The 26,426-nt window shown below is 63.8% G+C and carries 19 protein-coding genes; 5 read left to right on the forward strand and 14 right to left on the reverse strand.

The window, feature by feature from the left end; translation table 11 throughout:
- Positions 1-152 precede the first annotated feature (152 nt).
- The gene (locus DZC73_RS27790; RefSeq protein ID WP_198415016.1) at positions 153-494 is read left to right on the forward strand and encodes a hypothetical protein; all 342 of its coding nucleotides are present in this window, start codon (positions 153-155) and stop codon (positions 492-494) included.
- 306 nt (positions 495-800) lie between these two features.
- On the opposite strand, the gene DZC73_RS27795 is transcribed toward DZC73_RS27790, so the two are convergent.
- From DZC73_RS27795 to DZC73_RS30750, 6 genes are all read right to left on the reverse strand, one after another.
- Positions 801-1,802: an IS110 family RNA-guided transposase gene (locus DZC73_RS27795; protein WP_124543816.1), complete on the reverse strand. Its 1,002-nt coding sequence runs from the start codon at positions 1,800-1,802 to the stop codon at positions 801-803.
- A gap of 720 nt (positions 1,803-2,522) precedes the next feature.
- The gene (locus DZC73_RS27800) at positions 2,523-4,481 is read right to left on the reverse strand and encodes a S8 family serine peptidase (RefSeq protein WP_161974774.1); all 1,959 of its coding nucleotides are present in this window, start codon (positions 4,479-4,481) and stop codon (positions 2,523-2,525) included.
- A 26-nt stretch (positions 4,482-4,507) separates the two neighbouring features.
- Positions 4,508-5,620, reverse strand: coding sequence for a phosphatase PAP2 family protein (locus DZC73_RS27805; RefSeq protein ID WP_124543663.1), 1,113 nt, complete (start codon positions 5,618-5,620; stop codon positions 4,508-4,510).
- A 55-nt stretch (positions 5,621-5,675) separates the two neighbouring features.
- Positions 5,676-7,403, reverse strand: a complete 1,728-nt coding sequence (locus tag DZC73_RS27810) for an adenylate/guanylate cyclase domain-containing protein (RefSeq protein WP_161974775.1) — start codon at positions 7,401-7,403, stop codon at positions 5,676-5,678.
- Between the two features lie 287 nt (positions 7,404-7,690).
- Positions 7,691-8,026 (reverse strand): hypothetical protein, encoded by a 336-nt coding sequence (locus tag DZC73_RS27815; protein WP_124543665.1) that lies wholly within the window; start codon positions 8,024-8,026, stop codon positions 7,691-7,693.
- Positions 8,027-8,130: 104 nt separating this feature from the next.
- Positions 8,131-8,487, reverse strand: coding sequence for an SEC-C metal-binding domain-containing protein (locus DZC73_RS30750; RefSeq protein ID WP_124543666.1), 357 nt, complete (start codon positions 8,485-8,487; stop codon positions 8,131-8,133).
- Between DZC73_RS30750 and DZC73_RS27825 the strand changes: the two genes are divergently transcribed.
- Positions 8,438-8,662, forward strand: a complete 225-nt coding sequence (locus DZC73_RS27825) for a hypothetical protein (RefSeq protein ID WP_161974777.1) — start codon at positions 8,438-8,440, stop codon at positions 8,660-8,662. The two genes, DZC73_RS30750 and DZC73_RS27825, sit on opposite strands and share 50 nt — an antisense overlap.
- Before the next feature lie 188 nt (positions 8,663-8,850).
- Here the strand turns inward: DZC73_RS27825 and DZC73_RS27830 are convergent, their stop codons facing one another.
- Positions 8,851-11,355: an ATP-binding protein gene (locus DZC73_RS27830; RefSeq protein WP_124543668.1), complete on the reverse strand. Its 2,505-nt coding sequence runs from the start codon at positions 11,353-11,355 to the stop codon at positions 8,851-8,853.
- Between the two features lie 203 nt (positions 11,356-11,558).
- On the opposite strand from DZC73_RS27830, the gene DZC73_RS27835 reads away from it, so the two are divergent.
- Both DZC73_RS27835 and DZC73_RS27840 read left to right on the forward strand, forming a co-directional pair.
- Positions 11,559-14,717, forward strand: coding sequence for a hypothetical protein (locus DZC73_RS27835; protein WP_124543669.1), 3,159 nt, complete (start codon positions 11,559-11,561; stop codon positions 14,715-14,717).
- Positions 14,718-14,739: 22 nt separating this feature from the next.
- A complete protein-coding gene (locus tag DZC73_RS27840) occupies positions 14,740-16,038 on the forward strand; it encodes a hypothetical protein (protein ID WP_124543670.1) in 1,299 nt (432 codons plus the stop codon).
- A gap of 90 nt (positions 16,039-16,128) precedes the next feature.
- Here DZC73_RS27840 and DZC73_RS27845 read toward each other — a convergent pair whose 3' ends face one another.
- The 4 genes from DZC73_RS27845 to DZC73_RS27860 all read right to left on the reverse strand — a co-directional run bounded on the left by DZC73_RS27845 (position 16,129) and on the right by DZC73_RS27860 (position 22,325).
- On the reverse strand, positions 16,129-16,869 hold the full coding sequence (locus DZC73_RS27845) for a PEP-CTERM sorting domain-containing protein (RefSeq protein ID WP_124543671.1): 741 nt from the start codon (positions 16,867-16,869) through the stop codon (positions 16,129-16,131).
- A 236-nt stretch (positions 16,870-17,105) separates the two neighbouring features.
- Complete coding sequence (locus DZC73_RS27850; RefSeq protein ID WP_124543672.1) at positions 17,106-18,497, reverse strand: tyrosine-type recombinase/integrase; 1,392 nt, start codon at positions 18,495-18,497, stop codon at positions 17,106-17,108.
- Positions 18,498-18,730: 233 nt separating this feature from the next.
- Positions 18,731-21,751, reverse strand: coding sequence for a serine/threonine-protein kinase (locus DZC73_RS27855; RefSeq protein WP_124543673.1), 3,021 nt, complete (start codon positions 21,749-21,751; stop codon positions 18,731-18,733).
- Positions 21,752-21,767: 16 nt separating this feature from the next.
- Positions 21,768-22,325 carry an ECF-type sigma factor gene (locus tag DZC73_RS27860; protein WP_161974778.1) on the reverse strand — a complete coding sequence of 186 codons (558 nt, stop codon included), beginning with the start codon at positions 22,323-22,325 and terminating at the stop codon, positions 21,768-21,770.
- A 454-nt stretch (positions 22,326-22,779) separates the two neighbouring features.
- Here DZC73_RS27860 and DZC73_RS27865 point away from each other — a divergent pair, with 454 nt between their 5' ends.
- A complete protein-coding gene (locus DZC73_RS27865; protein ID WP_161974779.1) occupies positions 22,780-23,550 on the forward strand; it encodes a sensor histidine kinase in 771 nt (256 codons plus the stop codon).
- Between the two features lie 39 nt (positions 23,551-23,589).
- Here the strand turns inward: DZC73_RS27865 and DZC73_RS27870 are convergent, their stop codons facing one another.
- The 3 genes from DZC73_RS27870 to DZC73_RS29860 are packed head-to-tail and all read right to left on the reverse strand — an operon-like array spanning position 23,590 to position 26,371.
- Positions 23,590-24,654 carry an EscU/YscU/HrcU family type III secretion system export apparatus switch protein gene (locus DZC73_RS27870; RefSeq protein ID WP_124543676.1) on the reverse strand — a complete coding sequence of 355 codons (1,065 nt, stop codon included), beginning with the start codon at positions 24,652-24,654 and terminating at the stop codon, positions 23,590-23,592.
- Between the two features lie 11 nt (positions 24,655-24,665).
- Positions 24,666-25,472, reverse strand: coding sequence for a type III secretion system export apparatus subunit SctT (gene sctT / locus DZC73_RS29855; RefSeq protein ID WP_161974780.1), 807 nt, complete (start codon positions 25,470-25,472; stop codon positions 24,666-24,668).
- A complete protein-coding gene (locus DZC73_RS29860; RefSeq protein ID WP_161974781.1) occupies positions 25,469-26,371 on the reverse strand; it encodes a hypothetical protein in 903 nt (300 codons plus the stop codon). The genes sctT and DZC73_RS29860 overlap by 4 nt, the downstream gene beginning before the upstream one ends.
- Positions 26,372-26,426 lie beyond the last annotated feature (55 nt).

The raw sequence follows: 26,426 nt of genomic DNA on the forward strand, positions 1-26,426 counted from the left end.
CCGTCAACTGGCCAGCATTCCCTTAGCGTGTGCCTCAAAATGCGGCCTAACCCATCCATCGAGCGGACGGTTTCCAGCGGGCGGTGCCCGCTTCCAACCGCCGCCCATGTCAAACGTTAGGCGCCACAACAGTGCACCGTCTCCGTCGCTCCTTGTTCTGGGCTGCCTTGAATGTTGCAGGCATCGGGTTGTATATCCACTTCGGCATGGCGCTGTGGGTGCAGCCGGGCGAGGAAGGGCTGCCAGGCGGACCAGGCGACGCGTTCTACTGGATCCTTACACAGGTTCCCATCGCAGCATTCTTTCTATTGCTCAATTTGGGGGCGCTCGTCGTGATCCTCCTGCGTCTGCGGAAAACACGCGAGCCTTCAACGCTCTACCTGTGGCTCGCTATTGCTGCTGTTTGGCTCGTGGCAGTGGCATACGATCATCACAAGGCATATCGAGTGATCAGTCCTGAGTACAGTCTGTCGCGCGGTCGCCATGTCGCCTAACCCTTTACAGGGACTTCCGAAGTAGTCAACGCATTGCTGTTTCCTTGTTGACGAGTGGACGCGGCGACGAAGGCGGCTGAGACAGAGAACAGACTGCCACTCTACAGACGGTCTTGTTGCATCGAGCGCGTATGCGCGGCGATGCGGACCCAGATGCGAACCGCTCAGCGGGGCTCCATTCCTATCGCGTGGACCTCAAGGTGATGCAGGCCACCAAGGGTTAGTCGAGCTTGCCCGCTGCCGGTCTGACCTGTTCAGTGCGTCTTCATTGTCACGTCGTGCAGGGAAGAGGATTGGGCTGGCGTCCTAGGCAGGCTTGATGCTCACGTGACTGGCATCGAACTGTTCGCCGCGAGTCATGACTGCCCACAGGATGCGCGCGTTCTTGTTGGCCAGGGCGACGACGGCCTTCTGCCATCCCGAGCGCTCGCGCAGCGCCAGCACCCAGCGTGAGATCGGATCGTTGCGCCGGTGGGCGGTCATGACCGCTGACTTGGCGGCCTGGATCAACAACGTTCGCAAGTAGGTCTGCCCGTGTTTGGTGATGCCGCCCAGGTGGTTCTTGCCGCCGCTGGAGCGTTGCCGCGGCACCAGGCCGACCGAGGCGGTGACTGGACCCACACCGATGAGCTGCGCGGCGCGGTGCACGTCGACGTCGTCGCGGTGGTGCTGTGCTATGCGCTGGTCGCAGCATGCCAGGTGCTCATCGAGTTCGCGCCAATGAAGCACAGCGCGATCAAGCGCAATGCGTGCCAAGGGGCCCAACTCGTTGCTCGCATCTTCCAGCGCCTCGGGCAGTGCCGTGCGCAGGGCATCAGGGCTTTGCGCGAACACCAAGCCGAACTCGGCCAGCAGGCCTCGGATGCGATTGATGCAGGCCGTGCGTTCTTCCTTGAACCCTTCGCGCAGCTTGTGCACGCACAGCATGCTCTGCTGCTGCACGGACTTCACGGGCACGAAGCGCATGCGTGGTCGCCCGCCCGCCTCGCAGATCGCGGCCGCATCGTTGGCGTCGTTCTTGCCGCTGCGACCTTCCTGGCGGTACGGCGCAGCCAGTTGTGCCGTGATGATGCGCGCATCCAACCCCATGGCAATGAGCCGGCGACACCAATGGTGCGCGCTGGAACTGGCTTCCATCACCACCAGGCTGCCTTCGGGCAACCGAGCGCACCACGCCAGGAACTGCTCGCGCCGCAGCGCCTTGCTGGTCACCACTCGTTCGTGTGCGTCCACGGCATGAACCTGGATCACGCGCTTGGCCAGATCCACCCCTACTCGAACGGACCCTTCTCGGATAACCTCTGTCATGGGCTTCCCCTTTCCACGCTTCAGATTGATGACTTTGAACACCACCAATCTTGGCGCTTTGACGCCGTTGCAGGAAGGTGGGAAGTCCCTTCGCATTCCCCATCGAGCGGACGGGGAGCTTGTCTCGGTTTCGTTGACACTTCCACTTGCCCGAGGCAACTTCCAGCCAGCTTCGCCGTCTGCACCGTGCCCCTCATGTCGAGCGTTGAGCGGCTGCTTTCGGGCGGCGCGCTTTGGCAATTCAACTTCCGCTGTGGGTCGGTTTGTTGAGCTCGGCTGAAGTGCAAGCAGTCATCCGGCCAGTGGCAACTGCCCGCGCGGCCTCGAAGGTTCGCTTTGAGAGTCCAGCAGTCGCTGGACGCGAGCGTCGTCGAGCGACTGGTCTCGCGGCGGTGCTGACGTTCGGCCAGCGTGCTCGAATGACCGTGTCCAGTCTAATGCTGAGATTGATCGGATAGGAACCGCTGTGCAGCGGTTGCGGTCCGTCGGGTGCGCAGGCTCTACTCACGCTGTCTGCTACCAAGCGGTCGCTGGGTCTGAGCTCCGGAATGGCTGCGACAGACCGCTGTACGAGGTGAACCAGTCGATGGGCGGCGGAGGACGCGCTGCGTCGCCCGATCCCCTTGTGACGAATCCGTGAGGCCGCAGACGGTGCATAAGCGCCTGCATGCCTGAACGAACGGCTTGCCTCGGCAAGCCGTTTATTTGCGCCGATTCCTTTCAGATCCAGACCGTCGACGTCCAGGTCGGATCAGCACCTGCGGGCGGCCCCATCTGTGGCACCGTCGCCAGCAGCGCACCGAGAAGGCCTTTCTTGTCAGCCGGTGGCGTGCCGAGCCCTGCGATCGCATTGGCCAGACGCCGGGCCACATAGGGCGCAGCCATGGAGGTGCCCTGCTTGCGCCGTGTCTCCAGCGGATCGGGGTTCTGCGGGACATCGGAGAGAAACCACACATCCGGCACGCCGCGTCCGTCCACGGCGGCCGGCCCGCACAAATCCGGACCGGAAATGACTGGTCCCGGCTCGCCGCCGGCGGGCGTGTGGCCTTGCCCGCTGCCAGCGAACATGCCGTGCTGGCCGACGGAGGACAGCACATAGCCGCCCACGACGATTGCCCCGCGCGTTCCAGCCATGCTGCTGACGGTGGCACGCACCTCCACCGGGCTGGCGCCGGTGAAGACGATCTGCTGTGGCGCCGGCGTGACCACGTGGCCGGCGGGAATGTCGTCGCGGACGATCCACGCATGCACGCGCAGCCGGTTGTCCTGGCCTGGCTGAATCTGGCGGCGGTTGGTCACCTCCACCTGCCAGCGGCCGGCCTCGGACCTCGCGTTGGGCTGATGGAATGCCGTCTGCCCGAGGCCGATGAATGCCTGCACGCCAACGCCATTGGGTGCGGCCGCCGGGCTGGACACCGTCACCAGCCCGCTGGCGAGTCCATCGCCTTGCGTGCGCACTTTCGCTTGGCCGTTGGAGACCGGGCCCGATGTCTCCGCCACGCCGCCGGCCGCGCTCATGCGGGACACGGCAATGGTGGCGTCGGGCACCTCGATGCCGTTCATCCAGAACTCGACCATGTTCGGCGTCGGATCGTCATCGGCGACCTCGACCACGAAGCTGGCACTTTCCGCGGGCTCAAGCAACCGATGGGCATGCAGCTTTTCCTGACGGGAGTTGCCCGCCGCCAGCACGACCGTTAGGCGCCCCTTGGACAGAACGATCAATTCCTGGATGGCACGCTCGAGCAGGCTGCTTCCATCGCGTGGTCCGAGGCTGCCCCCCAGGCTGACATTAACGACCACCGGACTGGACGAAGGCGCGCGGTCGAGGATGTAGTGGAGTCCGTCGAGCACGTAGGCGTTCAACCATGCGCCATGTGTTTTCTCCACGGCAGACGAAGGCAGCTGGACGGCGATGAGGTCCATGGCCGCTGCGGCGTCCGACACACCAGGCGAGAACGGGTCGGCCAGACCGCCTGCGATGCCAAGCACGTGCGTGCCATGCGACCAAGGCGTCACGCCAAAGGGCAGGGCCAGGCCCAGCCGCTGATAGGCGGACTCCTGCCAGCGCCCGTTGGCCGGTGCGGAGGCCAGCACCTCGTCGATCCGGTCGCGGATGAGCTCGCGTCCATAGCTCAGTTTCCCGGGACGCTGCCATGGCGCCACCAAGGCAGCATCGTTGATTTCCGTCTGGTCCCACACGGCGATGAACCTCGTGTGCCGAGCGTCCTCCCCGGCGGCTGCTTTGCAGAACTGTGAATGCAGAAAGCCGATTCGGTCGTCGATGACACCCAGCACGGGTGGCTGCGGCGCGGACTGGCCTGCCGCAGAGAGGTTCTCGATGTGTACATGCAGATCGACATTCAGCTTGAAAAACTGCTCGTCGGCTTCCACTCCCCCGAGCTGGAGAGCCACTTCACCGTTCGCATTGGCAGGCTCCTTGCCGCCCGCCCGGCGGGCTGCGGTCCAGAAGGACGTTCCCGCCGTCCGGTAGATCGGAACCAGCTCGAAGCCACTAGCCGAGAGCAGCTTCTCCACCTCCTGCGGATGGTCCTTGACCGGCACGAGCACACGCCGTGTCGATGGCGGCAGTGGACGCAGGTCACGCCATGCCGAGAGCGGATCGCGGCCGACCACCAGGGTCCCGTTGAATGCCGGTGCTGCAGCTTCCCACGTCATTGCAAGCCCTCCTGGCGCTTTCGCCTTCAGTAACCCCACTCCGTGCGGGCCTTGCTCCATAGCCATTGGACGTTGGGCCTGACAGCAACGGCAAGCGCGCCGGTGGCTTGGCATTCCGGTTGTTGGGATGCCGGTGAGAGTGGGTCTGTGGACCGGATACCGGCGGCCACCGCCGTGGACGCATCGAAGCTTCCGGTTTCAGCATCGCGGCCGATCGCGCAGCCCACCACATACTTCGCGAGGAACTCGCCGAGCAGGTGGCCGGCGGTGCTGTCGATCGGAAAGTGAAGGCCAGCAATGACGCGGTTCCGCGCGATGCGCCACGCCAGTTCGCGAAGCGGGTTGCGATGCTGCGGGTGTTCGGCGGCAGGATCTGCCGAGAGCAGGTGCGCGAGGACAATGGATACCGCCGTGGCTTCGGTGGCGTGACCGCTGGGAAAGCTGCCGTGTCCGGGGGTGAGGACCATGGGCAGGATGTCCGGGTGCATCTCGTACGGCCTCGGACAGGCGATAGCCTGCTTGACCCGCAGCACCACGTCCGATGCAAAGCCCAGGACGGCCTGCATGAGCTCGTAAGTGCTTGGCGTGCGGTCGGGATGCAGAGGGAGCAGGGCGCTCCAGAACGCCATCGGCGGCGTGACCTGCATCAGGATCTCGGCCTGGCGCAATTGATGCACATCAAAGTCGTCCTCGCCGCGGAAACGCATCTGCTGGGACAAGACGATGCCCGCCTGCTCCTGCAGGACACCCAGGTTCGGAGATGTCAATGCAACGGCCGCCTTCCCCTGCACCGACAGCGTCGCCTGCCTGCCGCCCGCAGTGACCACGAGTCCTTCGCGCAGGTCCCAACCCACCACGGCCAACCTCACTTCAGGCTGCCATCTGGCGAGATCGGCAGGCTTGTCCTTCGCGGTGCCATCGAAGGCTGCGGCCGGATAGGCCGGCCCCCAGGCAGTCGCCACATCGTAGGGGACGCCTGCCGCCGTGCCGCGGGCGGCGTCCAGCACCATGGGCATCATCGGGTTCGGCAACGCGCCGGAATACCCGGGCACTCCGTTGGCCGCGGCCGAGGTGGCCGAGGTCGCGGAAGTTGCTGACGTGGCTGAAGTGGCCGACGTGGCGGAAGTTGACAAGCTCATGAGAGATCCTCCTGGAGATGATTTGGACGCCCGGTGGTGCGCGGTCCTTGCGCGATCACGGTGGCAAGCCCGCCTCGGCGAGTGCCCGGGCGTAGCGCTCCACCTGCTGCGTGCCCTGGCCCGGATAGCGCGCCCGGAACCTGCTCACCGAGAAGCCGGGCTCGAGCTGCAGCATCTCCTGGACGGCCTGCCTGGCCGCCGGCATCTCGCCTTGCAGCGAATGCGCGATGGCCAGGATGCGCAGCGTCGGTCCGTGCATCCGGTTGGCGCGCAGCGAGCGGGTGCCATAGCGGACCGCACCGTCGAGGTCGCCGCGTGCCAGCATGGCCGTCGAGGTGAAGTTGTCGTAGTAGTACTTCATCGGATCCAGCGGCGACAGGCTCTGCGCCCGCAGCGCGTCGCTCACCGCCTCCTCGCCTTGCTCCCGGTAGGCCAGGCACGCCGAACGGTACAGCCAGGCCAATGCCTCGTTGGGGTTGGACTGCAGCGCCGCGTCATAACGCGCCATGGCCGTAGCGATGTCCTTGTGCACATAAGCGCAGACCAGGCCGTCCACGGCCAGGCTGAGGGAGTGGGTGGGCTCCAGGTCCAGAGCGGTCGCAATGAATGAGCGCGCCACGTCGGCATCCACCTGGGGCTGGGCGGACCAGCCCTGTCCCACGCGCATCACATGCCACAGCCCGAGCCACGCTCTCGGCGCGGCCAACCGCGGATGCCGTTCGATGAGGTAGGCAAGCATTTCACGCGATCGTTCGAAGTCGCGCAGCGACAGACTGTGCAGCAAGGACACCGCGCCCAGCAGGATGGTGTAGCTTGACAGCGTGGGCAGCGCCGAGCTGCCTGCGCGCCGCACCTGATGGCCGACAATGGCGGCACAAATGCCTTCCACAAGTCGCTCGATGAGTGGATCGTCGCCGTGGATCAGCGCGGTCTCGTTGCCTCGCACGGTGTCGGACCACAGCACGCTGTCCTGCAAGGCCTCCACCAAGTGCACCTGTAGGCGAACACTGCCGCCACTGCGCACGAAGGCGCCGTGCACGACATAGTCGACGTCCAGCGCCTGCGCCACGGCCGACAAGGTGATCTGACGGTTCTGGAAGGCGGAACTGGACATGCGCGAGATGACGCGTAGCTGCGCAACGCGCGACAGCCGCGCGATGGCGTCGTCGGCCAGCAGGTGGCCCAGGGGGTCAGCATGCGTTGCATCGCCCAGGGCTTCGAAGGGCAGGACAGCCACCCCGACCGTGTCGCGGGCGCCGCGCACCGGTGGGCCGGTCCATGGCGAGGCCGGCGCCGAGGCAGGTCCGAGGCGGAAGGCCCGCACCGGCTCGCTCAGGTGCTTCATCCAGCAGTCGCCCATGTCCTCGAGCTCGCCGTCCAGGTCCGGGACCAACTGGTCCCGGACCTGCGCCGACACGACGATCTCGCCCGGGCGCGCCAGCGCGGCCAGGCGGGCGGCGAGGTTGACGCCCGCTCCGTAGATGTCAAGGTCGTCGACGACGATGTCGGCGACGTGCATGCCGATGCGCAGATGCATCGCGCGTTCAGGTCCGATGCCGGCATTAATGGCCGGGACCCGATCCTGGATGCCGAAGGCGGTTTGCACAGCGGTGGGCACGTTCTCGAACTCCAGCAGCAGACCATCGCCGAGGCTCTTGACCAGCCGGCCGCCCTGCGCAAGCAGCTCGAACCGGCGAATCTCCTCGACCAGTTGCCGCCAGCGGGCGATCACGCCCGCCTCGTCGAGCTGCATGAGCCGCACCGATTCGGCAACATCCACCACGACGATGGCTCGTCGAGCCCTTTGCACTTCGGGCCATGGCCTCCCTGGCGTCGCGGTCGATGGCATCGTGCGCCTTGTTGTCGTTGCTGTCCTCCACATTGTGTGGGACGGACGTGCAACCAGCAAGGCGCCAGCCAGGGCAGAGGCGCCCGGCACAGTCATGAGGTGAGCTTGTCGCGCAAGCCGAGCACACCGTCGAAGGTATAGCCGGAGACCTGGTGCACGCCCAGGCCCCAGAGGAAGGCTGCGAGCCAATCGGACAGTCCTCCCCAGGTCGGGTTGGCGTGCTACACCCACACCACGCCGAGAAACACGGACACCATCACGGAGAAGACGTTCACCGCCTGGTCAAACGTGAAGATCTGCCGCCACCAGCGGCCGCGGGCGGGTGGCTTGGCGTTGACGCGCGGCATATCGGGTTCGACGAACCTGGCGTCATTCAGCGCCTGAACGTCAGCTTGCGAGGGGAGGCCAGGCTCGTCATCGAAAGGCGTGGCGATGGCCCCTGCGTCCAGTTTCATCGTCACCAAGGCAGTCTCGCCCAGCTCGCCGCCATGCCCTCGGCAGGACGGGGCCGCGGCGGCCTCAGCTTGAAGTCCGGACAGCCGTTGCTGGATCTCCAAGAGGCCGTCAAACAGCCCGTGGTCATTGCCGAGTAGTCGTAAGTCGGGTGGCAATAGATCTGACTTCCATGGAAACGGAAAGAGCTCGACGTTTTGGCTCCTGACTAACGACCATGGCACTTCTTGTATTTCGTGCCGCTCCTGCAGTGACAGGGAGCGTTCCGCCCAATCTTCTCTTTGACCGGGCGTCGCCGCGGCCCAAGTACCTTTTCCACCGGCTGGGGCTCCGGCATGTCGCGCGTGGCCTCGTCCATCTCGTCTGACCGAACCCAGGGGAAGTCGAGCGCCGCTCCGAACTGCAGGTTGGCGCCTGTGTCGACCGAGATGCCGTACCACCCTGGCACCTTCTGTCGATACTTCCTTCTCTCGCAATGACTGCGGAGAACGTCCCTCGCGGCGGCGGTGTCGACCATGTCAAAAGCTTTGCTGTGGGCACTAACCATTGGTGGCTTGGTCATCATCTTCTTCGTGGCGGTTCCAAATATTCCCGTGTTTGGTGTTCCAGATCGCCTCAAGGAGCCCGATCAACTTCGTGAGCATCTGGTCTCTACGCTATTGCCCGCTGCTGTGGTAATGGTGGTCGGTACTGCGTTGGTCACGATTGGCTTGCCGATCGTGAGTGAGCGTCCCAGCTGAAATGCCGTACCACTGGCTTAGGTCCGCTCACGATCTCCAACCGCGATGTCCAGGCCGACTAGGTGGTCCTTCACTGACTTGTTCCCTTTTCGGGCGAATATCTCCTGGTCTTGCTATCAAACTGACCGTTCATATCGACCAATATCCGCAACGCCAGCGAGATCGCCTGGCTGCCTTGATCAGCTTTCTCAGGCCGCATCGTTGATCGCCAGAGCCCGCGCGACCATTGCCTCCTCGTCCATGCGTTCGCCCTCAGCCATAAGCCTGTCACGTGTTGGTGTGTCCATATGCTCCTCGAGTTTGACGTGAGCGATGTCTCGCACCTGCCGACTGAATCGCGACAGCCGACCAAGATGCCGCCACGCCTTGTCGGCGAAGCCGACTAGCCGTGCCGCAGCATCGTAGCGCTGCTCCAGCACCGCGAGGTGTACATAGAGACCCGCGAAGTCTCTGTGTCCGTCCCATTCCGACATGCGACAGACATTTGAGAATTCGTGCAGGGCGGCACGGGCATTGGCCAGCTTGCCTTGTAGCAACAGAATGCGTGCAAGAAAAGCCAGGGGGATGATGAGCTGGCTGGCCGGGCGGTGCCGCTCGCGATCCAACATCTCCTCACAGTGCATCAATGCAGCATCCAGATGCCCAAGGTTCAGCTCCGAGTTGACCACCCAAAGCTCCAGCATCGCGGTCCATTGCTCGGCGCCGACTGCACGAGCATGCGCGAGCGCCGCCTGCGCTGCATCTAATGCACTTGCCGGGTCCGCCCGATAGAGGGCCGCGACCCGAAGAAACATGCGTACCCGCAACGGCCACTCAGGATGCTCCAGCGAAGCCATTTCTTCGACTGCCCTCTGGTTTGCCTCCGCGGATGCAAGTCCACTTGACACAACATAGCCCAGGGACATGTAGATTCCCTTGGCGTCACTGAGTGACCGATACAGAGTCTCGGCCCTCCTGGCGAAGCCGTACATTTCCCCGTAGGCAGACCATGCCTGTGTCCTGGCTCTCTCCAGCCAGAACTTTGCTTCGATCGCCACGTCGGTCACGCTCGATAGCTGCGCTTCGAGCGCAGCACATCGGCGTCGGTGTTCGTGCGACAACCCCAACATCACAAATACGCGTGAAGCGAAGGCGAGCATTGCGACGGATAGTTGTGGTTCGTTGTGAGTTCCCCAGTCGAGAGCGGCTCGCAGATTGTCAAGTTCGGGCGCAACCATCGAGAGGATGAGCTCGTCTTGATCCACCCATTGCCTTTCGTCTGCATACCGGAAGAGCCCAAGGAGTGCATGGGCGTGCGCTCGCCTAGCAGCATGCAGTTCGCCCTTCCTGCCGAGCTCGAACAACGCGTACTCGCGTGCACTTTCGAGCAGCCGATATCGAGGCGTGTGAGCGTCGGATGCCACCACCAACGATCGGTCGACCAGACTCTCCATGGAGTCGATGAGCAAGGCCTCGTCCTCTGTTCCGTCGCGCACCACGGTTGCCGCCAACTCAAGCGAGAAGCCGCCGACAAACACGCCCAGCTGACAGAATGCAGCTTGTTCCTGAGGGGCCAGCAGGCCGTATGTCCAGTCGAGGGCGGCACGCAAAGTCTGCTGACGCGTTGGCGCATCGTGCTTGTGTCCACCTAGCAGCTGCAGGCGATCTGCCAAGCGCGATTCGATTCCATGCAAACCAAGCAGGGGCATTCGTGCTGCGGCCAGTTTGAGCGCCAAGGCGATGCCGTCGAGTTGACGACAGACGTTCGCCACGATGTCCACATTGGAGTCAGTCAGTTCGAACCGGTGATCCAACGCCTGAGCCTGGTCAACAAACAAGGCCACGGCCCCGTAGGACATCGCATCGTTCACACGAGTCCCCTGCGGTGCCACAGGCAATGGCTCGAGCCGGAAAAGGCGTTCGCCCTCGACCCGCAACCTGGCTTGGCTGGTGATCAACAAACAGACACCCGGCGTGCCAGCGACTACCGCCCCGGCAAGATTCGCGACCGCTTCCAGTAGGTGCTCAGCGTTGTCGAGGATGAGTAGAACGTGAAGTGGCCTCAATCCGGCCAAGAGCGCCGGGAGGGGTGCGTTCCCACTCCCGACTGGCAGATGCAATGCCTGAGCGATGGCAACAAGTATCAGTGCGGGATCGGCAATTTGCGCGAGGTCCACCCACCGGCATCCATCGCCAAACGTCTTCGCCGCAACTCGGGCCGCTGCAAGTGCAATGGATGTTTTGCCCACGCCGCTGGCCCCGGAAACGGTCACGAGGCGATGACTGGTGATCAGGCGCAGCAGCGCCTCAAGATCTTCGTCTCGTCCGAATAGAGGGGCCGAGAGGGGCAGTTCCGTGCCGGCTCTGGAGCGCAATTCGGTAGGCAAGTTCACCTGTTCAGCACCGCCATCTTCGGCGCGCATCGTGAAGCGATAGCCACGGCCTGGCACGGTAGACACGGCATCGGCACCCAAGAACCTGCGCAGCTGCGCCACTTGCACAGAGAGGTTGTGGTCCTCGACCGCCACATTAGGCCACACCAGATCGAGCAGCTCCTTCCGACTCACGACCCGCTCTCGGCGCTCGACAAGTACCAGCAGAACGTCCCAGGCTCGCGCTCCAAGCGGCACGGCCTGACCGTGGACGAGTAGCTGACGCTCTGCGGCACGGAGTTCCGCGGGGCCGAAGCGCAAGGAGGATGGCGAAAAGCTCATGAGTGAAACCAGTGCCTCGCATTGACAACGTTTGAGATCGTTTGAGGACGTTGCCCCACGCTGGCCGGCACATTGAAGCCCAAGGAATCGCGCCCGCCCATGAGGCGCCGCGAGCGCAATGTCAATGTATCTGAATCGTTGAGTTGCACTGAGCCGATCCGCCACCAGGAAGTGGTGAGACTGAAACAATCAGGGAGCCCGCCATGAGCGTCGTCTATGAACTGAGCCTGGTCGCCCACGAACCCTTCGGCAGCGTCCAGGGCGTCGAACATTCCTTGTGGACCTATTCGGTCAGCTGGACCTCATCCATCGTCAATCTGCTGCCCGTCGACCCCGGTTTGCGACTCGGCATCCTGTTCTCCTCTCGCATCGCAATCCAGGATCCCGCCACACTGCCCAACGTGCCAGCCCTCCAGGGCATGCAACTTGAACGATCGTCTGGATCACCGTTCCAGCGCGTCAGCCTTGATGTGAGCGGCGGGTCCGAGGGCCCGGTTTACTTGAGTCTGGTCGCACCATCGGTGATTGACGCCTTCACCGCGGTGCAGTTGGCGCGCCAGCGCGCGATGGCGGGGCCGTGGTCACTGCTACCGTTCGCGACGACTCAGGCGGGCGAGCCCGCCTTGCAACAGTTACTCACGGGGCCAGCCGCGACCGCGTCAGTTCCCGCGTCCGCACCGTTGCTGGAGCACTCTGCGCGCAACCTGCGCAAGGCGACGATCGGCAGTTTCCTGGTGCAGGAGACCCTTGAGGAACGCCTGGCCGCGACCGGGTCGCGCGATGGGCTGCTCAAGATGCGCTTCTTACGGCAACTGCAACTGCAACCTGGCGAGATCGGGCGCATTCAGGCAACCGCGTCCAGCGGTGCTTCGACGCTGCAGGCATTGTCACCCGACGCGTGGAAGGCCCTGGCCAGCTTCGAGGCAGGGGCGGGCGGCGTCATCACGGCTGCAATCGCCAGCGTACCGTTGGGGGCGCTCATCGCGCTCGGTGAGGCGCTCGTCTCGCAGCGCGAAGCCACGCCAGCCGGCGATGTTTCATCGGCTCCGGACTTTCGGCGCTTGGCGCGGCATGCCACTCAGGGCTTGGCGCTTGGGACGATCGGCCGAGGCGTCGAGCCCATTGGCTTCATGAACCTGGAGCGCCTGGAGATGACGCCAGCGGGCATCGTGCGCGGCGAGTTGGTGGCCACCATTCCACTGGCCCCGTTGGAGGAGACGGCCGTCATTCAGAAGGAGTGGTCCGTGACCTCCAAGGAGTTCACCTCCATCGTCACAGACTCGCTGGAGAACGTGAGCGAGACCGGGGTCACTGATAACACGGAGCTGGCCCAGGCGACCAGCTCGCAGAGCCAGCACTCCAACCAGTTCAACATCACTGGAACAGTGTCCGGAGGTGTTGACCACGTGTTCGACGCTTCTGCCTCCACCGGTTTCACGGCGCAGGACTCCTCATCCGCCACTGCAACTGCCAGCGTCAAGCATTCGTCCTCGATCACTCAGAAGGCTTCTTCACGCGTGAAAAAAGAGCACAAGGTGACGATCTCGACGACCACAGTGACCGGGTCGTCGGAGACGACCACCCGGTCGCTGAAGAATCCAGATCCGGTCAATCCGATGCGCATTGATTACTTTCGGATGATGCGGCAATGGCGCGTACGCCTGTACCGCTATGGCTTGCGCCTGACCTACGACTTGATGATCGCCGAGCCGGCCGGGCAGTTCCGGCTGGCGCATGCCTACTTGGCCCACCTGCAAGGCCAGCTCGGGCCGTTCGAGTTCCTTGTCCCTCATTTCCCGCCGGGGCATGTGCGCAAGATCTCTGACGACAACTACACGGCGATCTTGAAGCTCGCCGACGACAACGGCGCGCAGCTTCCGCCTTTTCCCGAGCCACCAGCCTCTATCACGGTGGTGAAGCAACTATCCAAGAGCGATATCGCCAACGCAATCGTGGACGATCACACCGATCCCATCAATGTGCCGGAAGGGTACTGGATCGAACACTTGATGATGAATCTTCGCCTGCGCAACCACGGCAAGGCACGCATTCTTTTCTGCAGTCTGCCCGAACAGGAGGACGACAACGCGGACGGCGGTGGCGTCAACAGAGGCCCGATCGACCTGACTCTGTTTGGATTGGGGTACCACCAGGGAGGCGCGTTCAGTGTCTACGTTAGCAGCCACGATTGCGAGAACTCTTTCATCGAGGGCACGGCTGTCTTCTCGCCCACCGATGCCACGTTGGACAAGTGGCTAGCGGACGCGTGGCAGGCCCTGTACAACGGCGCCCAGGCGAAGTACTTCGTGCAGCAGCAAGACATTGCAGCGCGTGTCGCCCAGCTCCAGGACCGCCTGTTCGGCGTGGACACGCTCACCCTTCGTCGTGAGGAGAGCGAGGAGATCATGAAGCTGGCGCTCGCAACGATGCCGGGCGATGCTACATCCACCTTCTGGAGGAACGAAGATGTCTACGCCGAGCTGGCAAATCTGTCTGAGAAGGCGAACGGTTGGCCGCCGCTGGCAGATCCGCTACGGCCCTTCTCGCCAGGTCCCAAGGTTGATCCGCGCCCACTGGGAGCGGCCTTTACCCGCGTCGCTGATGCCGAGGTGTTCTGGCTGCTTCCGCTGGTCGATCGAAATGAGATGACGGTTCGATTCATGAACCAGGCGATCGAGTGGGAGAACGTGGTGAGCTTCCTCTACGGCTACTGCTGGGATGAGCCGCAGAGCTGGAACTTCGTGCGCAACCTGCAACATCCCGACCCCACCAGGCAGGCCTTCTTGCGCGCCGGCAGTGCGCGCGTGGTGCTCACAGTGCGCAAGGGCTGGGAGCAGATGTGGACAGCTTTCGTTCATACCGGTGTTCCGTATTCCACCTCGGCTAACGATCCCTCTGGCAACCCGATCCCGTTCATGTCGATCGCCCAGGAGATCGCGGCTTACGACGACCGCAACTACCCTGGCATCCCGCCAGCCAATACCGGCCGGTCCAACGTGCGCCTGCAGGAGTCGGTGGTGACAGTCTCATCGAGCCCAGTGCCGGGTGGTGGCAACGTCAACGTTCAACTCGACGTCGACTCGACCGACGGCCTCGTGGTGGGCTCGCGGCTGCTCATCGACTCTGGAGTGCATCTCGATTTAATGCACACGTCGGGCTGGCAAGAGAGCACCACGCTGCTCGCGATCTCTGGTCGCACCATCACCGTCGGACCTTTGAACTACGAGCATGGTGCGCACGGCAGCCGCTACGCGGTCGTGCAGCCGGGCGAGTCAGGTGTGTTGATGGCAGAGTGGAACGAGTACACGCCCAGTTCCGGCACCGACATCGCCGTGACCAGCAACCTGGCCACCATCGCCTGAGGCCGTCATGCCTTGTGGTCTTGTGAACTCGTGGCAGAAGCCCGACCCGGCGCAGCTGGCAGTGCGCTACGGTCAGGTGGAGCATCTGCTAGTTCAGCGCGACTTTGTAGCCCAGTACGCGCGGGTGGGGCTGGCGGAGTTCTCGATTCCTGGCGCTAGCAAGACTTGGATTGGGCGCCGCCGATTGCCTGGTGAGATGGAGCCTGCGGAGGGATTTGCCGACATCGTCGCCGCGGCCAGTCAGGAAATTTGGGAGATCAAGCCGGAGGGTGCGAGCCGAGAGGCGGCCGAAGAACTCGCATCCAAAGAGGCATCATGGTACGTACTGCACGCCAAGGTGCAATGCGGACCCCAGTGGCGCCTGGGGACGAGCTACTCCACGCGCGACGGCACAGGCCGGGTGTGGTTTGTGGAAAGCGGTGGCAATCGTGCCGAACTCTTCGCCTACCAGGCCCGCGCAGGCGCGGTGCTTTACTACTGGCGGATCAACGGCAAGAAGGTAGAGAACATTGTGCGTGAAGACATCTGGATGTCTCTGGGGCTTCGCGACGTCGTGGTCGGGCAGCTGTACCCGCCGAAGGGGGCAGGCGCACCCCTGCCGGGCCGGCCGGGGAACAACAACGGCAAAGAAAAATGGGAGCCGGTGAAATATCGCCCGCCCACCTTTGCCCGCGGCGGCGCTCTCATTCCCGCGCTGGCCCGCTTGGCCGATGTCCTCCTCAGATCCATTCGCAGCTTGTGCTGTGTTCGACTGCCCGAGGGTGGCGCGGTCGCGGTGCTGATCCCGACGGATATCTACGAAGCCGTGGAGAGTCAGCCGCGCATGCAACGCACGAAGGAACTGATGCAACCACGCACGGACCCTACCGCTCGGTTGTACCGCGAGGTCTTGATGCTGCTGCAGGGTGCAAGCGCTGGGCAAGGGCTGGTCGGAATGGTGATCTATGCCAATTGGGCGCTCGCGCAGTTGTTGGAGATTGGGGCGATAGGCCTCACAGTCGCGGTGCTGCGGCAGTCGGCGTCAGCCGCAGTTGCCAACTTGGCGCGAGCGCCCGCTGTCCTTCAAACCTTCGGTGCGTCAGTTTCCGGGCTGACGATGCTCGGTGCACGCAGCGCAGGCGCGGCTGAACTGCCAGTCTTCATTGTGCCGCGAGCTACCCCGCGTGACCCTTCCACGCCGGTGTCGCTTTCGGCCTACTCGCCGCTCTATCTCGAACTCACGCCCGCAGAGGCCCCGAAGGCTGAGATCGGCGAGGAACGAAAGATTGATGGCACGGTCTATCGCATCGCGGGACTGGCCGTATGGGATAGGCCGGCCTGAGTCATTCAAAGCGGCGGGATGCGATGTAGTGGAAAGGTCTTCGCAACTCTCCTCTTGCCCGAGTCCGCGGCTTTGACCCAGTCGGGCCAGCTATTTCGGAGTGGAAGGTGCTACCGAACTATCGTGCCTTGCACGCCGCGAGCGCCTACTCCCGGCGATCAGAGCTCCCAATCCAATAGCGATTAGCGTCCACGCCGATGGTTCCGGAATTGGTGAGGGATATGTCGCCCCGTTGTCGCCGAAATTGAAGAAGTAGTCACCACCGTACACCGCTCCGGTCACTGGACGCAACGCGATGTCTGAGTCCTTGAGATAGGTGGGTAGGCCAGGCGCGACGAATGCCTTGGCGTCGTATTGGGTGATGACGGCCATGAATGCATCGTAGTTCTGCGGGCCAAACGGCGTTTCCACTGTCACATCGTGCCGCGGCCAGCTTTGCGCGTACCAATCAATTTCACCGACATAGTGGCCATCCATCGCCTCAAACATCGAGGGCATCACGTCGTAGTGAAAATAGCCTGAAGTGCGCCACACATAACCATTTACAGTGAATGTCATCCCTGCGGCTGCGGTCGGCAAGATGTATTGCTGCGACTCAGATCCTGGGGGCGTGGTCAAGGCGGCCAGAGCACTGTCGTACCAAGCACTCACGTGGACCACGTCGCCAACCTTGACCACTCCATCCAACTTCGGAGGAGGTGGCGCTGATCCTTCAGCGCCCCAGACGTTTTGGACCGTCCAGTCGTGATTGAACGTCACGATCTCCGCTCGAGACGGAGTGGCAATCAATGCAAACGTGGCAAGCGGCGCAATCAGCAGGGTTTTACGCATGGCGTGTCTTGTTGATTTGAAGTGGGGAGCATCCTCCGTGGTTGAGTCCGAGTATGTCCATCCCCCAAGACAGGGGGTAGTTGCCAGGAGTGCCTCTTGCGAGTGGCCGCCCAACGCGTAGTGTTTGAATTGCCCTCATGCCAAAATGGTTGAAAGAACGCTGCTATGGCGATAAGTATTCTTATCGCCATAGCAAGTTCAACGGACCAAACTGCCAATCGCGGTCGCGTTCACCTTCAATTCAGAAGTGATTCAAGAAAGTGCTCCCAGAGCAGTAGAGCGTTCCTCTTCTCGTTGATGTAGTCGTATCGATCATAGTGGCGGGTCTGGATCCCGGAAAGTCCGTGAGACTGGATCTGCGCCCGTACATCCTTGCTAACGCCCAGCGATGCCAGCGTTGTTTCGATAGTCCGTCTCAGGTCAGCATACTTGAACGGTCGATGGATACGACCTGCCCGCATCAACTCTGCACTCAAAGTGCGCACTTCGTTGGAAATGGTGCCATCACTCAGGTGCTCGCCACCCTGCGACCCGGGAAAAAGCATAGGAGACCCAATGTCTCTGGCGTGGCTAACCAGCGATGCCAACTCGGTCATGGCGGTTGGACCTGCGGGTAGTAGGTGCTCTCGCGGTCGTACCCGAGCGCCTTTCGGATCCAGCAACCGAATCAAACCCTGAGCGAGATCAACGTCCTTAATCTGCACGCGCAGCAATTGCTGGGCTCGCTGCCCTCCAAGCAGCAACGTTAGGCGTACAAAGCGCTTGGCTGACCTCAAGTGCTCCTGTTGTTTGTCCACCAGAAGGCGCCAAAATTCAGCCAACTCTGCTTTGTCTAGGAAGCGTTCACCGGGTGCGTTGTAGGCACTGAGCGATGCAATCTCCTTGATGGGATTCGTTCGGATTCGCGGATCCACCGGAAATGCGACAACTGATGGATTGAGCTTGGCTTTGATCGCCTGGGCGTAAGCCGCATGCAGTTCCGCTCGAAGTTTTGCCGCAGTGACCCCATGCCCCGCTTTGATGATCTCCCGCAGGATCTCCGAGAACTGATCTGCAGTCGCTTCGCAGGCTTCTACAGATGCAACGGAGGATGGTCGAATGTAGCGCGAGAACGTGTTCTCCACTTCTCCGGCGGAGATCTTCTTCAGCGATTTCAGGTGCGAGACATACGCATTGCAAACCTCCATCACGGTGACACAACGGATCGGTCCCGTCGAGGGCGGGACTGCCAATGCAGGTTGTTGGGCCGCAATCGACGTGGTGGGGGCAGCGACTCCGCGAAACTGCGCCGCAGCGGATGCGACCAATAGTTGATTGACTGCGCTCCGTGCCTGCGCGATGGTCAGGAAGCGGTCTCGTCTGATGCGCGAATACAAACCCAACGATGCGGTCTTTCGATTGCCAGCAATGGAGTACCGAAAGTAGAACCGCTTGACACCGTTGGCCGTTATTCGCAATAGCAAGCGGCCAGGACCACGGGCGCCACAGTTGTCGCTCAGCCAAACGTCTCGGCCATCCCGCGCTGCAATGAAGGCTGCCTGCTTGATTCGGGATGCTGAGAGGGGTTCAAAAGTCTTCACATTGACGTTGCCATGGCAGTGACAAAGCGTTGCCACATGCAACTTCAATGTAGGGCAACGGTCGCGAAAGTGCTAGGCAGAGGCCTGAACTGTCGAGAAATGGCTTGAATCCGCATGAGACATCGTGAGCCAGCATGACACCAGATGAGTCATGGCAGAATCGGTTTGTGAGACATGTGCGGGCTCTCATAATCCTTTGGTCGCTGGTTCAAGTCCAGCACGGCCTACCAAGTGTTGGCGCAGATTCCACCGCCAGTGGCAGAAGGTTCTCTTCACCGTGTTCAGCGGTGATCGACTTCGTGTTGCAGTTGCGCCAGAAGGCTGCGGTGGTGGAACCCCAGTTCCTTGTGTGCGGCGTGGATGGCCGCAGCCGCCGCCACCTGATTCAACGCCATGTTGCGCTCACCGTGCTTGAACTGGGCAAGGCCCAACCACACATGGGCATCGGCCAGCCATGGGCTGTTGGCGCCCAGCAATTGCTGGCCCATTTGCAGCGCGCGTTGCAGCGGCTCGATCGCCTGCGCGACTTGCCCGCTTTGCAACAGGGCGCGGCCTTCGACAAGGGCCATGCGCTGCACCCATGCGGCACTGTGCTGCGGATGCGCACTGGCCCGCACGCGCTCCTGCAATTGGCGGCTCCTGGACAGCGCCTGTTCAAAGCGCTGACTGGCCACGTCGGCCTCGGCCAGCAGGGTCAGTTGCTCGAGCGCATCGGGTGAGGTGACCGTGGTTTCACCTTCCGGCAGTTGGAAGGCCGCGGCTGCGGCAGTGGCCTCGGCCGCCTGGCCCTGGGCGAGGGCCAGTTGCGCACGCACCATCATCAATGTGTTGTAAGACGGCGAGTTGCGCTTGGCCCCCCAGGACAGGCGTGTCTCGGCCTGCTGAAGCGTGTCGGCAGCCTGGGTGAACCGACCCAGTTCAGCGTAGCAGGCAGCCAGGCGCGGCAGCACGAAGCGCTGCACGCGCGGGCGCTTCCACGCGACGACGTCCATCTTGTCCGCAGCCTGCAGGTTCTCCAGGGCCTCGTCGATGTCTCCGAAGCGGGTCAAGCCGTCGCCGAGCCGGGCCCGCGCTTCGGCCGAGTAGCCGAAGGGAGTGGCGGGCGGTGCCTTGCCCTGCCCGACATGCAGGCCCTTCATCAGCGCAAGGCCTTCTCGAAGCCGGGCCGAGTTGAACAACACGCCGGCGAACTGGGCGTTGTCGAGCATGGCCACGTCGTCGCCCGCACCTTTGGCGAGATGGGTGGTGATCGCTTGACGACACAGCGGCTCCGCGGCAGCGGCGTTGCCGAGATCCGCTTCGACCAGGCACAACTGCATCTGGATGTCGGCCACGTCGGCAGGGTTCATGTCCAGGCTTTGCGCCACTTGCACACCCTCGATCAGGCTGGCACGGGCACTCGTGTAGCGGCCCATCGCATACAAGACGTTGCCCTGCTCCAGCAAGGTTTCGGCCAGGTCGGTCGAGGGCTTCTGAGCCTTGAGGATTCGCACCGCCGCATCGGCGTGGGCGACCGCTTCGTCGAGGTCGCCGGGCGCCGCCTCGAGCTTGAGCAGCACGGCGAGTGCAAGTTCCAGCCGCGCCCGCGTTGACGAGGTCCGGTCGCCTTTCTGGTCGAGCGTCTTCAACGCATCGCTCAGCATGGGCCGAGCCTGGTCCTGGCCGGTCGCGCCGATCGACATGTAGGCCAGCTGGATTTGCTCATCGAGCACCGCGGGGTCGCCGCTCGGATAGAGCGACTTGGTGAGTTCCAGGCGCTTGCGAAACAGCGCTGCAGCCTCGTCAGGCAGTTCCAGCTCGTTGTACATGTGAGACAGCGTGCCCAGCAAGCGCCGCTTGGCTTCGGGCGTGTCGTTGAGCGAGCTGTCGATGCGACGCGCACCGGCGTCCAGCAGCTCACGCGCCGTGGTGGTGCGGGCCTTCGCAGGGTCGGGCTGGTCCTTCGAGTTGGCGCCGAAGATGTCTTCCAGGAACTTCAGCGCGGCCTCGGCGGTGTCGCTTTGCTGTTGCGCAATGCGGCTCTGTTGACGGGCTTGCTCCGCCTGCCACAGCGCCGCCACGAGGCCGATGGTCAAGCTCAGGAACACCGCGGCGAGCGCGCCGGCTTCGACACGGTGCTTGCTGAGCAGCTTGCCGTAGCGGTAGAGCATGCCATCGGGGCGGGCGAGCACGGGTTCGCCGCGCAGGTAGCGGGCGATGTCGTCGGCCAGGGCCTGCACGCTCACGTAGCGCTCGTGCGGCGCTCTCTTGAGAGCGGTCAGCACGATGGTGTCCAGGTCGCCACGCAGCTCGGATGAGAGCTTCGCCGGCGGGGTGGCGCAATGGCGTGCATGTTCGGCCGTGGTGTTGCGGCTGGGCGGCTCGATGTCGCCGCCCAGGATGGCCGCTTCGACGCTGGCGCGCGTGGGGTTCTTCACCCGGTAAGGCCCTTGCCCGGCGAGCATCTCGTAGAGGATCACGCCCAGCGAATAGATGTCGGCCGACGTGCGGGTGGGCTGCCCGGTGATTTGCTCGGGCGAGGCGTAGCTGGGCGTCAGCGCGGCGAATGCGGTCTGGGTGGTCGCGGTCTCGTTGCCGTCGTCCTTGAGCAGCTTGGCAATGCCGAAGTCGAGCAAGCGCACCTGGCCGTCGGGCGTGACCAGGATGTTCGAGGGCTTGAGGTCGCGATGGACGATGCGCTGTGCATGCGCATGGCCCACGGCCTCGAGCACATCCAGGAAGAGTTCCAGTCGTTGCCTGATCGTCAGTGCATCGGCGTTGCAGCGCTCGGTGAGCGTCTTGCCCTCCACGTATTCGAGCGCCAGGTAGGTCTGGCCCGAGGCATCGATGCCCGCGTCATACAGGCGGGCGATGTGCGGATGGGTGAGTGCCGCGAGAATCTCGCACTCACGTTTGAAGTGCTCGCTGGACTGCGTGTCGACAAGCCAGGGATGAGGCAGCTTCAAGGCCACCGGGCGCTTGATCAGGCCATCGCTGCGCTCGGCCAGCCACACCGCGCCCATGCCACCGGCGCCAAGGCGCCTGAGCAAGCGATAGCCGCCCACGCTGCGGCCTTCAGCGGGGCCGGCGCCGCGGCTTGCGGCATGGTCCGGGTCGATGACCTTGGGCAAGGTGTGCAAGAAGGCGGACGTGTCGTCAGCGCTCGCGGCAGCCAGCATGCGCTCCAGCATGGGACGCAGACCGGCGTCTTCGCCTTCCATCGCTGCGAGCCATGCGGCGCGCTCCTGCTCCGACAGGGCCTGGGCCTCATCCCACAAGCGGGACAAGGCCGCCAGTTGGGCAACGCTCAGTTCACGCGACATGGCTGATCTCCGGCCTTCAGGTGCTGGGGGTCATGGCCACGCGCAGCAACTGGCGGGCTTTCTCCCAGTCGCGACGCACGGTACGGTCGGTCACGCCGAGGCACTGCGCGATCTCCGGCTCCGTGAGCCCGCCGAAGTAGCGCATCTCGACAACCTGCGCCAGCCGCGGCTCGCACGCGGCGAGCAGGTCGAGTGCTTCGCTCACTTCCAGGATTTCCTGCTCGGGGTCGCGAACAGCTTGCGCGGCGGTGGAGTCCAAGGAGATGTGCTCTGCGTCGCCGCCGCGGCGATCGGCTCGGCGTCGGCGGATGAAGTCGACGATGATCGAGCGCATCACCCGCGAGGCGTAGGCCACGAATTCGGTGGGTTGCTCCAGGCTGCCTTGGCCGGCTTGCAGAAAGCGCAAATAGCACTCGTGCACCAGCGATGTGGTGTCCAGCAAGGTCACGCTCTCGGAACGGCGCAGCCGTGCATGGGCGACACGCCGCAGCCCTTCATATTCGGTCGCGAAGAAACGCTCGATGGCCGGCGAGGGCGGTACAGCTTGGCGCGATGCGTCAGAGATGTCATCCACGACGGAACTCGTTGCGGTTGGGGTGCACACCCTCACGAATGAAACGTGTGACGTTGGAATCGTAAGGGTTGTTTGCTCAAGGTGTGCAGGCAAAGCGAAGCGGGTTGTAAAGATTTGTCCGGATTGCGACCCGGCCTGCGTTTGGTTCTTTATGAGGTCGCCATCCTTGCGCGTGCGGCGCGCCGTCCGCCCAACAAGGATGCGCCGACGGCACCATCGTCGTAAGGACGGTGCGCCGCGAAACGACTTCAAGGACGGCGTGTCACGACGAGCGCTTCGATCGTGATGACGTCTTGGTCACCCAGGGGCCTGCAGCTTGATCAGCACCAACAAATCGCCGTTGCTCGCAGACTTGCCGTCGCATCTCGGGCCGTGGATGCCGGCCAACCGAATCGCACCTGGCCGAATGCCACCCACCGACGCGCAAGGGCCAGCCGATGCCCTGGATTGGCCGATGTCACTGCTCGACGTCGACACCCCGCCGGCAGCAGACAGCGTGCCATCACTTCGCCAACTCTTGCTCAAGGTGCAGCGCCGACATGCACAGTTGGCGTGCCAGGCGGCCCATGAATTGAGGACCCCGTTGACGGCGCAACGCTGCATCGCAGAGAAGGTGTTGCTCGAAGGTGCCACGGCCGAGCAACTCGAAGCGGCCATCGTGGCCATGCTGGAAGAGAGCCGCCACATGGAGCAGCTGATCGAGACACTGCTGCTGGTGGCTCAGGCCAACGGTGGCCTGCTGGAGGCACCGTGCACCACCATCGACGCCTCCCGTGTTGCCGTTGACGCGGTGCGCAGCATCGAACCTGTGGCATGTCAGCACCAGCACCCGATCTCGGTGCGCTTGACTGGCGCGCAGTTCATCGTGGCCGATGCCGTGCTGCTTCGGCAGGTCTTGCTCAATCTGATCCACAACGCCATCTTGCACACGCCGGTGGGCACGCGCATCCAGGTGTCGGTGCAAGCCCGTCCACAAGGGCAGGTCGTGCTGGCGGTGGTCGACGATGGTCCGGGCATGAGCACCTGCGAGCCGGGGCAGGCAGCGCCGCGATTCGCCAGGCGCCGCGAAGACCGCGACGCCCATGTCTCGCTCGGACTGGGCCTCACCATCGCCAAGTGGCTGGTGCGCTCGCAAGGCGGCAGGACGAGGATCGTCAGCAAGCCGGGCGCGGGCACGGCGGTGTGCCTGGTCTTCGCGGCCGCGTCCGAACCGATCGATGCTTGAAGGCAGGAAGTGGGACCGTGATTTCGTCCGAGGCCCTGCTCAATGCGGCGCATGACGGGCCGCCTTGAAGCGCTGGACCCAGCGAAACACCTCCGCCACGGCATCGATGTGCTCGTCACCGATGCGTTCGCCCAGTTCGATGCTGCTGAACAAGGCGCGCGCCAGGGGTGGGTTCTCCATGATCGGAACGTCATGCCGGCCCGCATCGGCACGGATGGCCATGGCCTGCGCGTCGTGTCCTTTGGCCACCACCACCGGCAGATCGACGACGCCGGGTTCGTAGTAGAGGGCCACGGCGAAGTGCGTGGGATTGGTGACGACGACGCTTGCGCCGGCCACGCCCATGGGAACCGGCGCCGACATGAGCTCGCGGCGCCGGGCGCGTTGTTCCGCCTTGACCTCCGGGCTGCCGTCGGTGTTCTTGCGCTCTTGCTTGCGCTCCGTCTTCGACATGCGGTTGCGCTTGAGGTATTCGAAGTGCTGATGCAGGAAGTCGACCAGGCCCAGGAACAGGAACACGGCCGCGGCGCCGGCAAACAGGATGCGCAGCGCCGAGTCGCCGACGCTCCACCCATCAGCCGCGCTGCCGTGAAGTGCCTGCACCATCGGCCCGAGGAACGACTGCACGGTCCACACCAGGACGACGCCCAGCAAAGCGAGCTTCAACAGCATCTGCACCAGCACACCGAGCTGCCGGGTCGAGAAGAGTTGCTTCAGCGACTCGGCCGGATTGAGGCGGTCGAACTTGATCTTGATGGGCTCGGTGGAAAACACCCCCCTCGTCTGCACGACGCCAATCACGATCGACACCAAGGCGGCGAGCAGCAGATACGGCACGATCACGTGCAGCGCGGCCTCCAGCATCTGCTCCAGCGCGGCAGCCATTTGCGGGCCGTGTCCGCCCGATGACACGACATCCAGGGCCGCCAGCAGCATGCGCTGCAAGTGCCTTTGGCTGGCTCCGCTGCCGAACCACAGCAGGCCCAGCACGGCGGCAAACACCACGGCACTGCTCAAGTCCTTGCTGACCGCCGCCTCGCCGCGCTTGCGCGCCTCACGCAGTTTGTGGGGCGTGGCCTTCTCGGTCTTTTCTTCGCTGGACATGACTGAAGTCGTCAGTGCCGCCACAGGCGGTCGATCTCGGGCAGCAGGTGTGCGGCGCTGGCGATGGACTGGCGCACCGTATCGGCCAGATGGGCCAGCAGCAGCGCCAGCACCAGGAGCGCAGCGGCTGACTTGATGGGCATCGAGAAGTAGAAGGTGTTGAGCTGCGGCGCTGCGCGGTTGATCAAGCCAATGCCCAGTTCCACGATCAGGAGCGCGCCGACCACCGGGGCTGCCAGCCGGGTGGCCCCTTCGAGCAGTGAGCCCGAAGTGGCGATCGAGAAGTCGCGAAACGCATGAGTCAAGTCCGGCGTGAAGGCCCCTGGCGGCCACAGCACAAGCGACTCGTACAGCAACTGCATGAAGACCTGCAGGCCGCCGAACCCGAGGAACATCAGAGCACCAAGCTGGCTGAGCAAGACCGACATCGGCCCACCCGGGTGGCCGCCGAAGGGATCGAAGATCTGGGCGTTGGTCAAACCCGCCTGCACGTCGATGAGGTCGCCCAGGGCCGTGAGCATCCACAGGATCATCCCGACCGCATAGCCGACCATGCCGCCGATGAACATCTCCTTGACGACGAACCCGATCCAGTGCCACATGCCCCAGTCGGTGGTCGCCAGGCTCGCGGCCATGCCGGGGTAGGCCACCGACACCAGGCACAGCAGAAGGGCCACGCGGATCTGCATGGGCACGGCCACCCGGGTGAGCAAGGGCATCACCGCGAACGCTGTCATGAAGCGCGGGAACGTGGCCAGCACCGGATGCAGCAGCGTGATCAGCTGGGTGTAGTCGCCCAGGCCGGCGGCGAGGCTCATGGCTGCTTCTTGATGGAAGGCTTGCAGCCGGCCTTCATATTGGGACCGGTGGAACCAGCCTGCATCACCGCGCCGCACGAGTCTTGGGCAATCAATGTGTCGTCCACGGCAAAGAGGCGGCAGCCCGAAGCCTTGGCGCGGTCGGCGCACGCTCGCAGCGAGCGCTCCACCGATTGCGGCCCACTTGCAAAGCCGTGGGCACCGTTGTCGCTGATGGCGAAGGCCCGCGGCGGCTTCAGACGCAAGAAGCGCGCAAACGGCTCGCGCGACGTGGGTGCCAGCAAGGCGCCGGCATCGCCGATGGCACCCAGCTGCATGGCGCCCGCGCCGGCTGCGCTCGCAGGCCGAGTGGCCCGCGCCAGCGCCTGGGCGCTGAGCACGGCGCGGCCAATCGCGGCCGTGCGAAGCTCGGCCAGCGAGGTGCGGAACAACAGCGTGTCTTCGTCGTATTGGTCTTCGATGCGAACGCCACCGCCACCGCCCCCGGCTTGTGCCTTCACCACCAGTCGGCCCAGGTAATCGGGTGCACCGTCGCGCACGGTCAAGGGCACGTCGAGCAAGAGCATGGGCTCGCCCGCATCGGCAGACTCGCGCAGCGCCGTGATGCGGTATGCCCTCGCGGGGAGTGCCAAGGCCACGAGATAGTCGGCGTACAGGCCCGGCACGTTGCGTTGAAGCTTTCCGCTGAAGAAGGTGCTGTCGCCGCCTGCTGAGGCAATGTCGATCGCCAGCGCAGACGGCGCGTCGAAGCGGCCCTCCAGCCGGAGCACCAGCAGCCCACCGCTGAGCTTGGGCGCGGCCGGCTTGGGCGCCGAAGCCGCGCACGCACCCAACAGGACTGCAGCGCAGAGCAGGGCAAGAATGGTCAGCAAGCGGCACGGCATGAATGAGGGGCTCATGGCAGCGGCACGAACACACCTCGTGCCCGGCCGATGGATCGTAGTCTCGGCTTCG

The organism is Rhizobacter terrae (assembly GCF_003852895.1).
Classification (GTDB): domain Bacteria; phylum Pseudomonadota; class Gammaproteobacteria; order Burkholderiales; family Burkholderiaceae_C; genus Albitalea; species Albitalea terrae.

Excerpts from the sequence above, each read along its gene's own strand:
- DZC73_RS27795 (WP_124543816.1), bottom strand. The coding sequence starts at position 1,802 with ATGACAGAGGTTATCCGAGAAGGGTCCGTTCGAGTAGGGGTGGATCTG.
- DZC73_RS27800 (WP_161974774.1), bottom strand. The coding sequence starts at position 4,481 with ATGACGTGGGAAGCTGCAGCACCGGCATTCAACGGGACCCTGGTGGTC.
- DZC73_RS27805 (WP_124543663.1), bottom strand. The coding sequence starts at position 5,620 with ATGAGCTTGTCAACTTCCGCCACGTCGGCCACTTCAGCCACGTCAGCA.
- DZC73_RS27825 (WP_161974777.1), top strand. The coding sequence starts at position 8,438 with ATGTCAAAAGCTTTGCTGTGGGCACTAACCATTGGTGGCTTGGTCATC.
- DZC73_RS30750 (WP_124543666.1), bottom strand. The coding sequence starts at position 8,487 with ATGATGACCAAGCCACCAATGGTTAGTGCCCACAGCAAAGCTTTTGAC.
- DZC73_RS27830 (WP_124543668.1), bottom strand. The coding sequence starts at position 11,355 with ATGAGCTTTTCGCCATCCTCCTTGCGCTTCGGCCCCGCGGAACTCCGT.
- DZC73_RS27835 (WP_124543669.1), top strand. The coding sequence starts at position 11,559 with ATGAGCGTCGTCTATGAACTGAGCCTGGTCGCCCACGAACCCTTCGGC.
- DZC73_RS27845 (WP_124543671.1), bottom strand. The coding sequence starts at position 16,869 with ATGCGTAAAACCCTGCTGATTGCGCCGCTTGCCACGTTTGCATTGATT.
- DZC73_RS27855 (WP_124543673.1), bottom strand. The coding sequence starts at position 21,751 with ATGTCGCGTGAACTGAGCGTTGCCCAACTGGCGGCCTTGTCCCGCTTG.
- DZC73_RS27865 (WP_161974779.1), top strand. The coding sequence starts at position 22,780 with ATGTCACTGCTCGACGTCGACACCCCGCCGGCAGCAGACAGCGTGCCA.
- DZC73_RS27870 (WP_124543676.1), bottom strand. The coding sequence starts at position 24,654 with ATGTCCAGCGAAGAAAAGACCGAGAAGGCCACGCCCCACAAACTGCGT.
- sctT (WP_161974780.1), bottom strand. The coding sequence starts at position 25,472 with ATGAGCCTCGCCGCCGGCCTGGGCGACTACACCCAGCTGATCACGCTG.
- DZC73_RS29860 (WP_161974781.1), bottom strand. The coding sequence starts at position 26,371 with ATGAGCCCCTCATTCATGCCGTGCCGCTTGCTGACCATTCTTGCCCTG.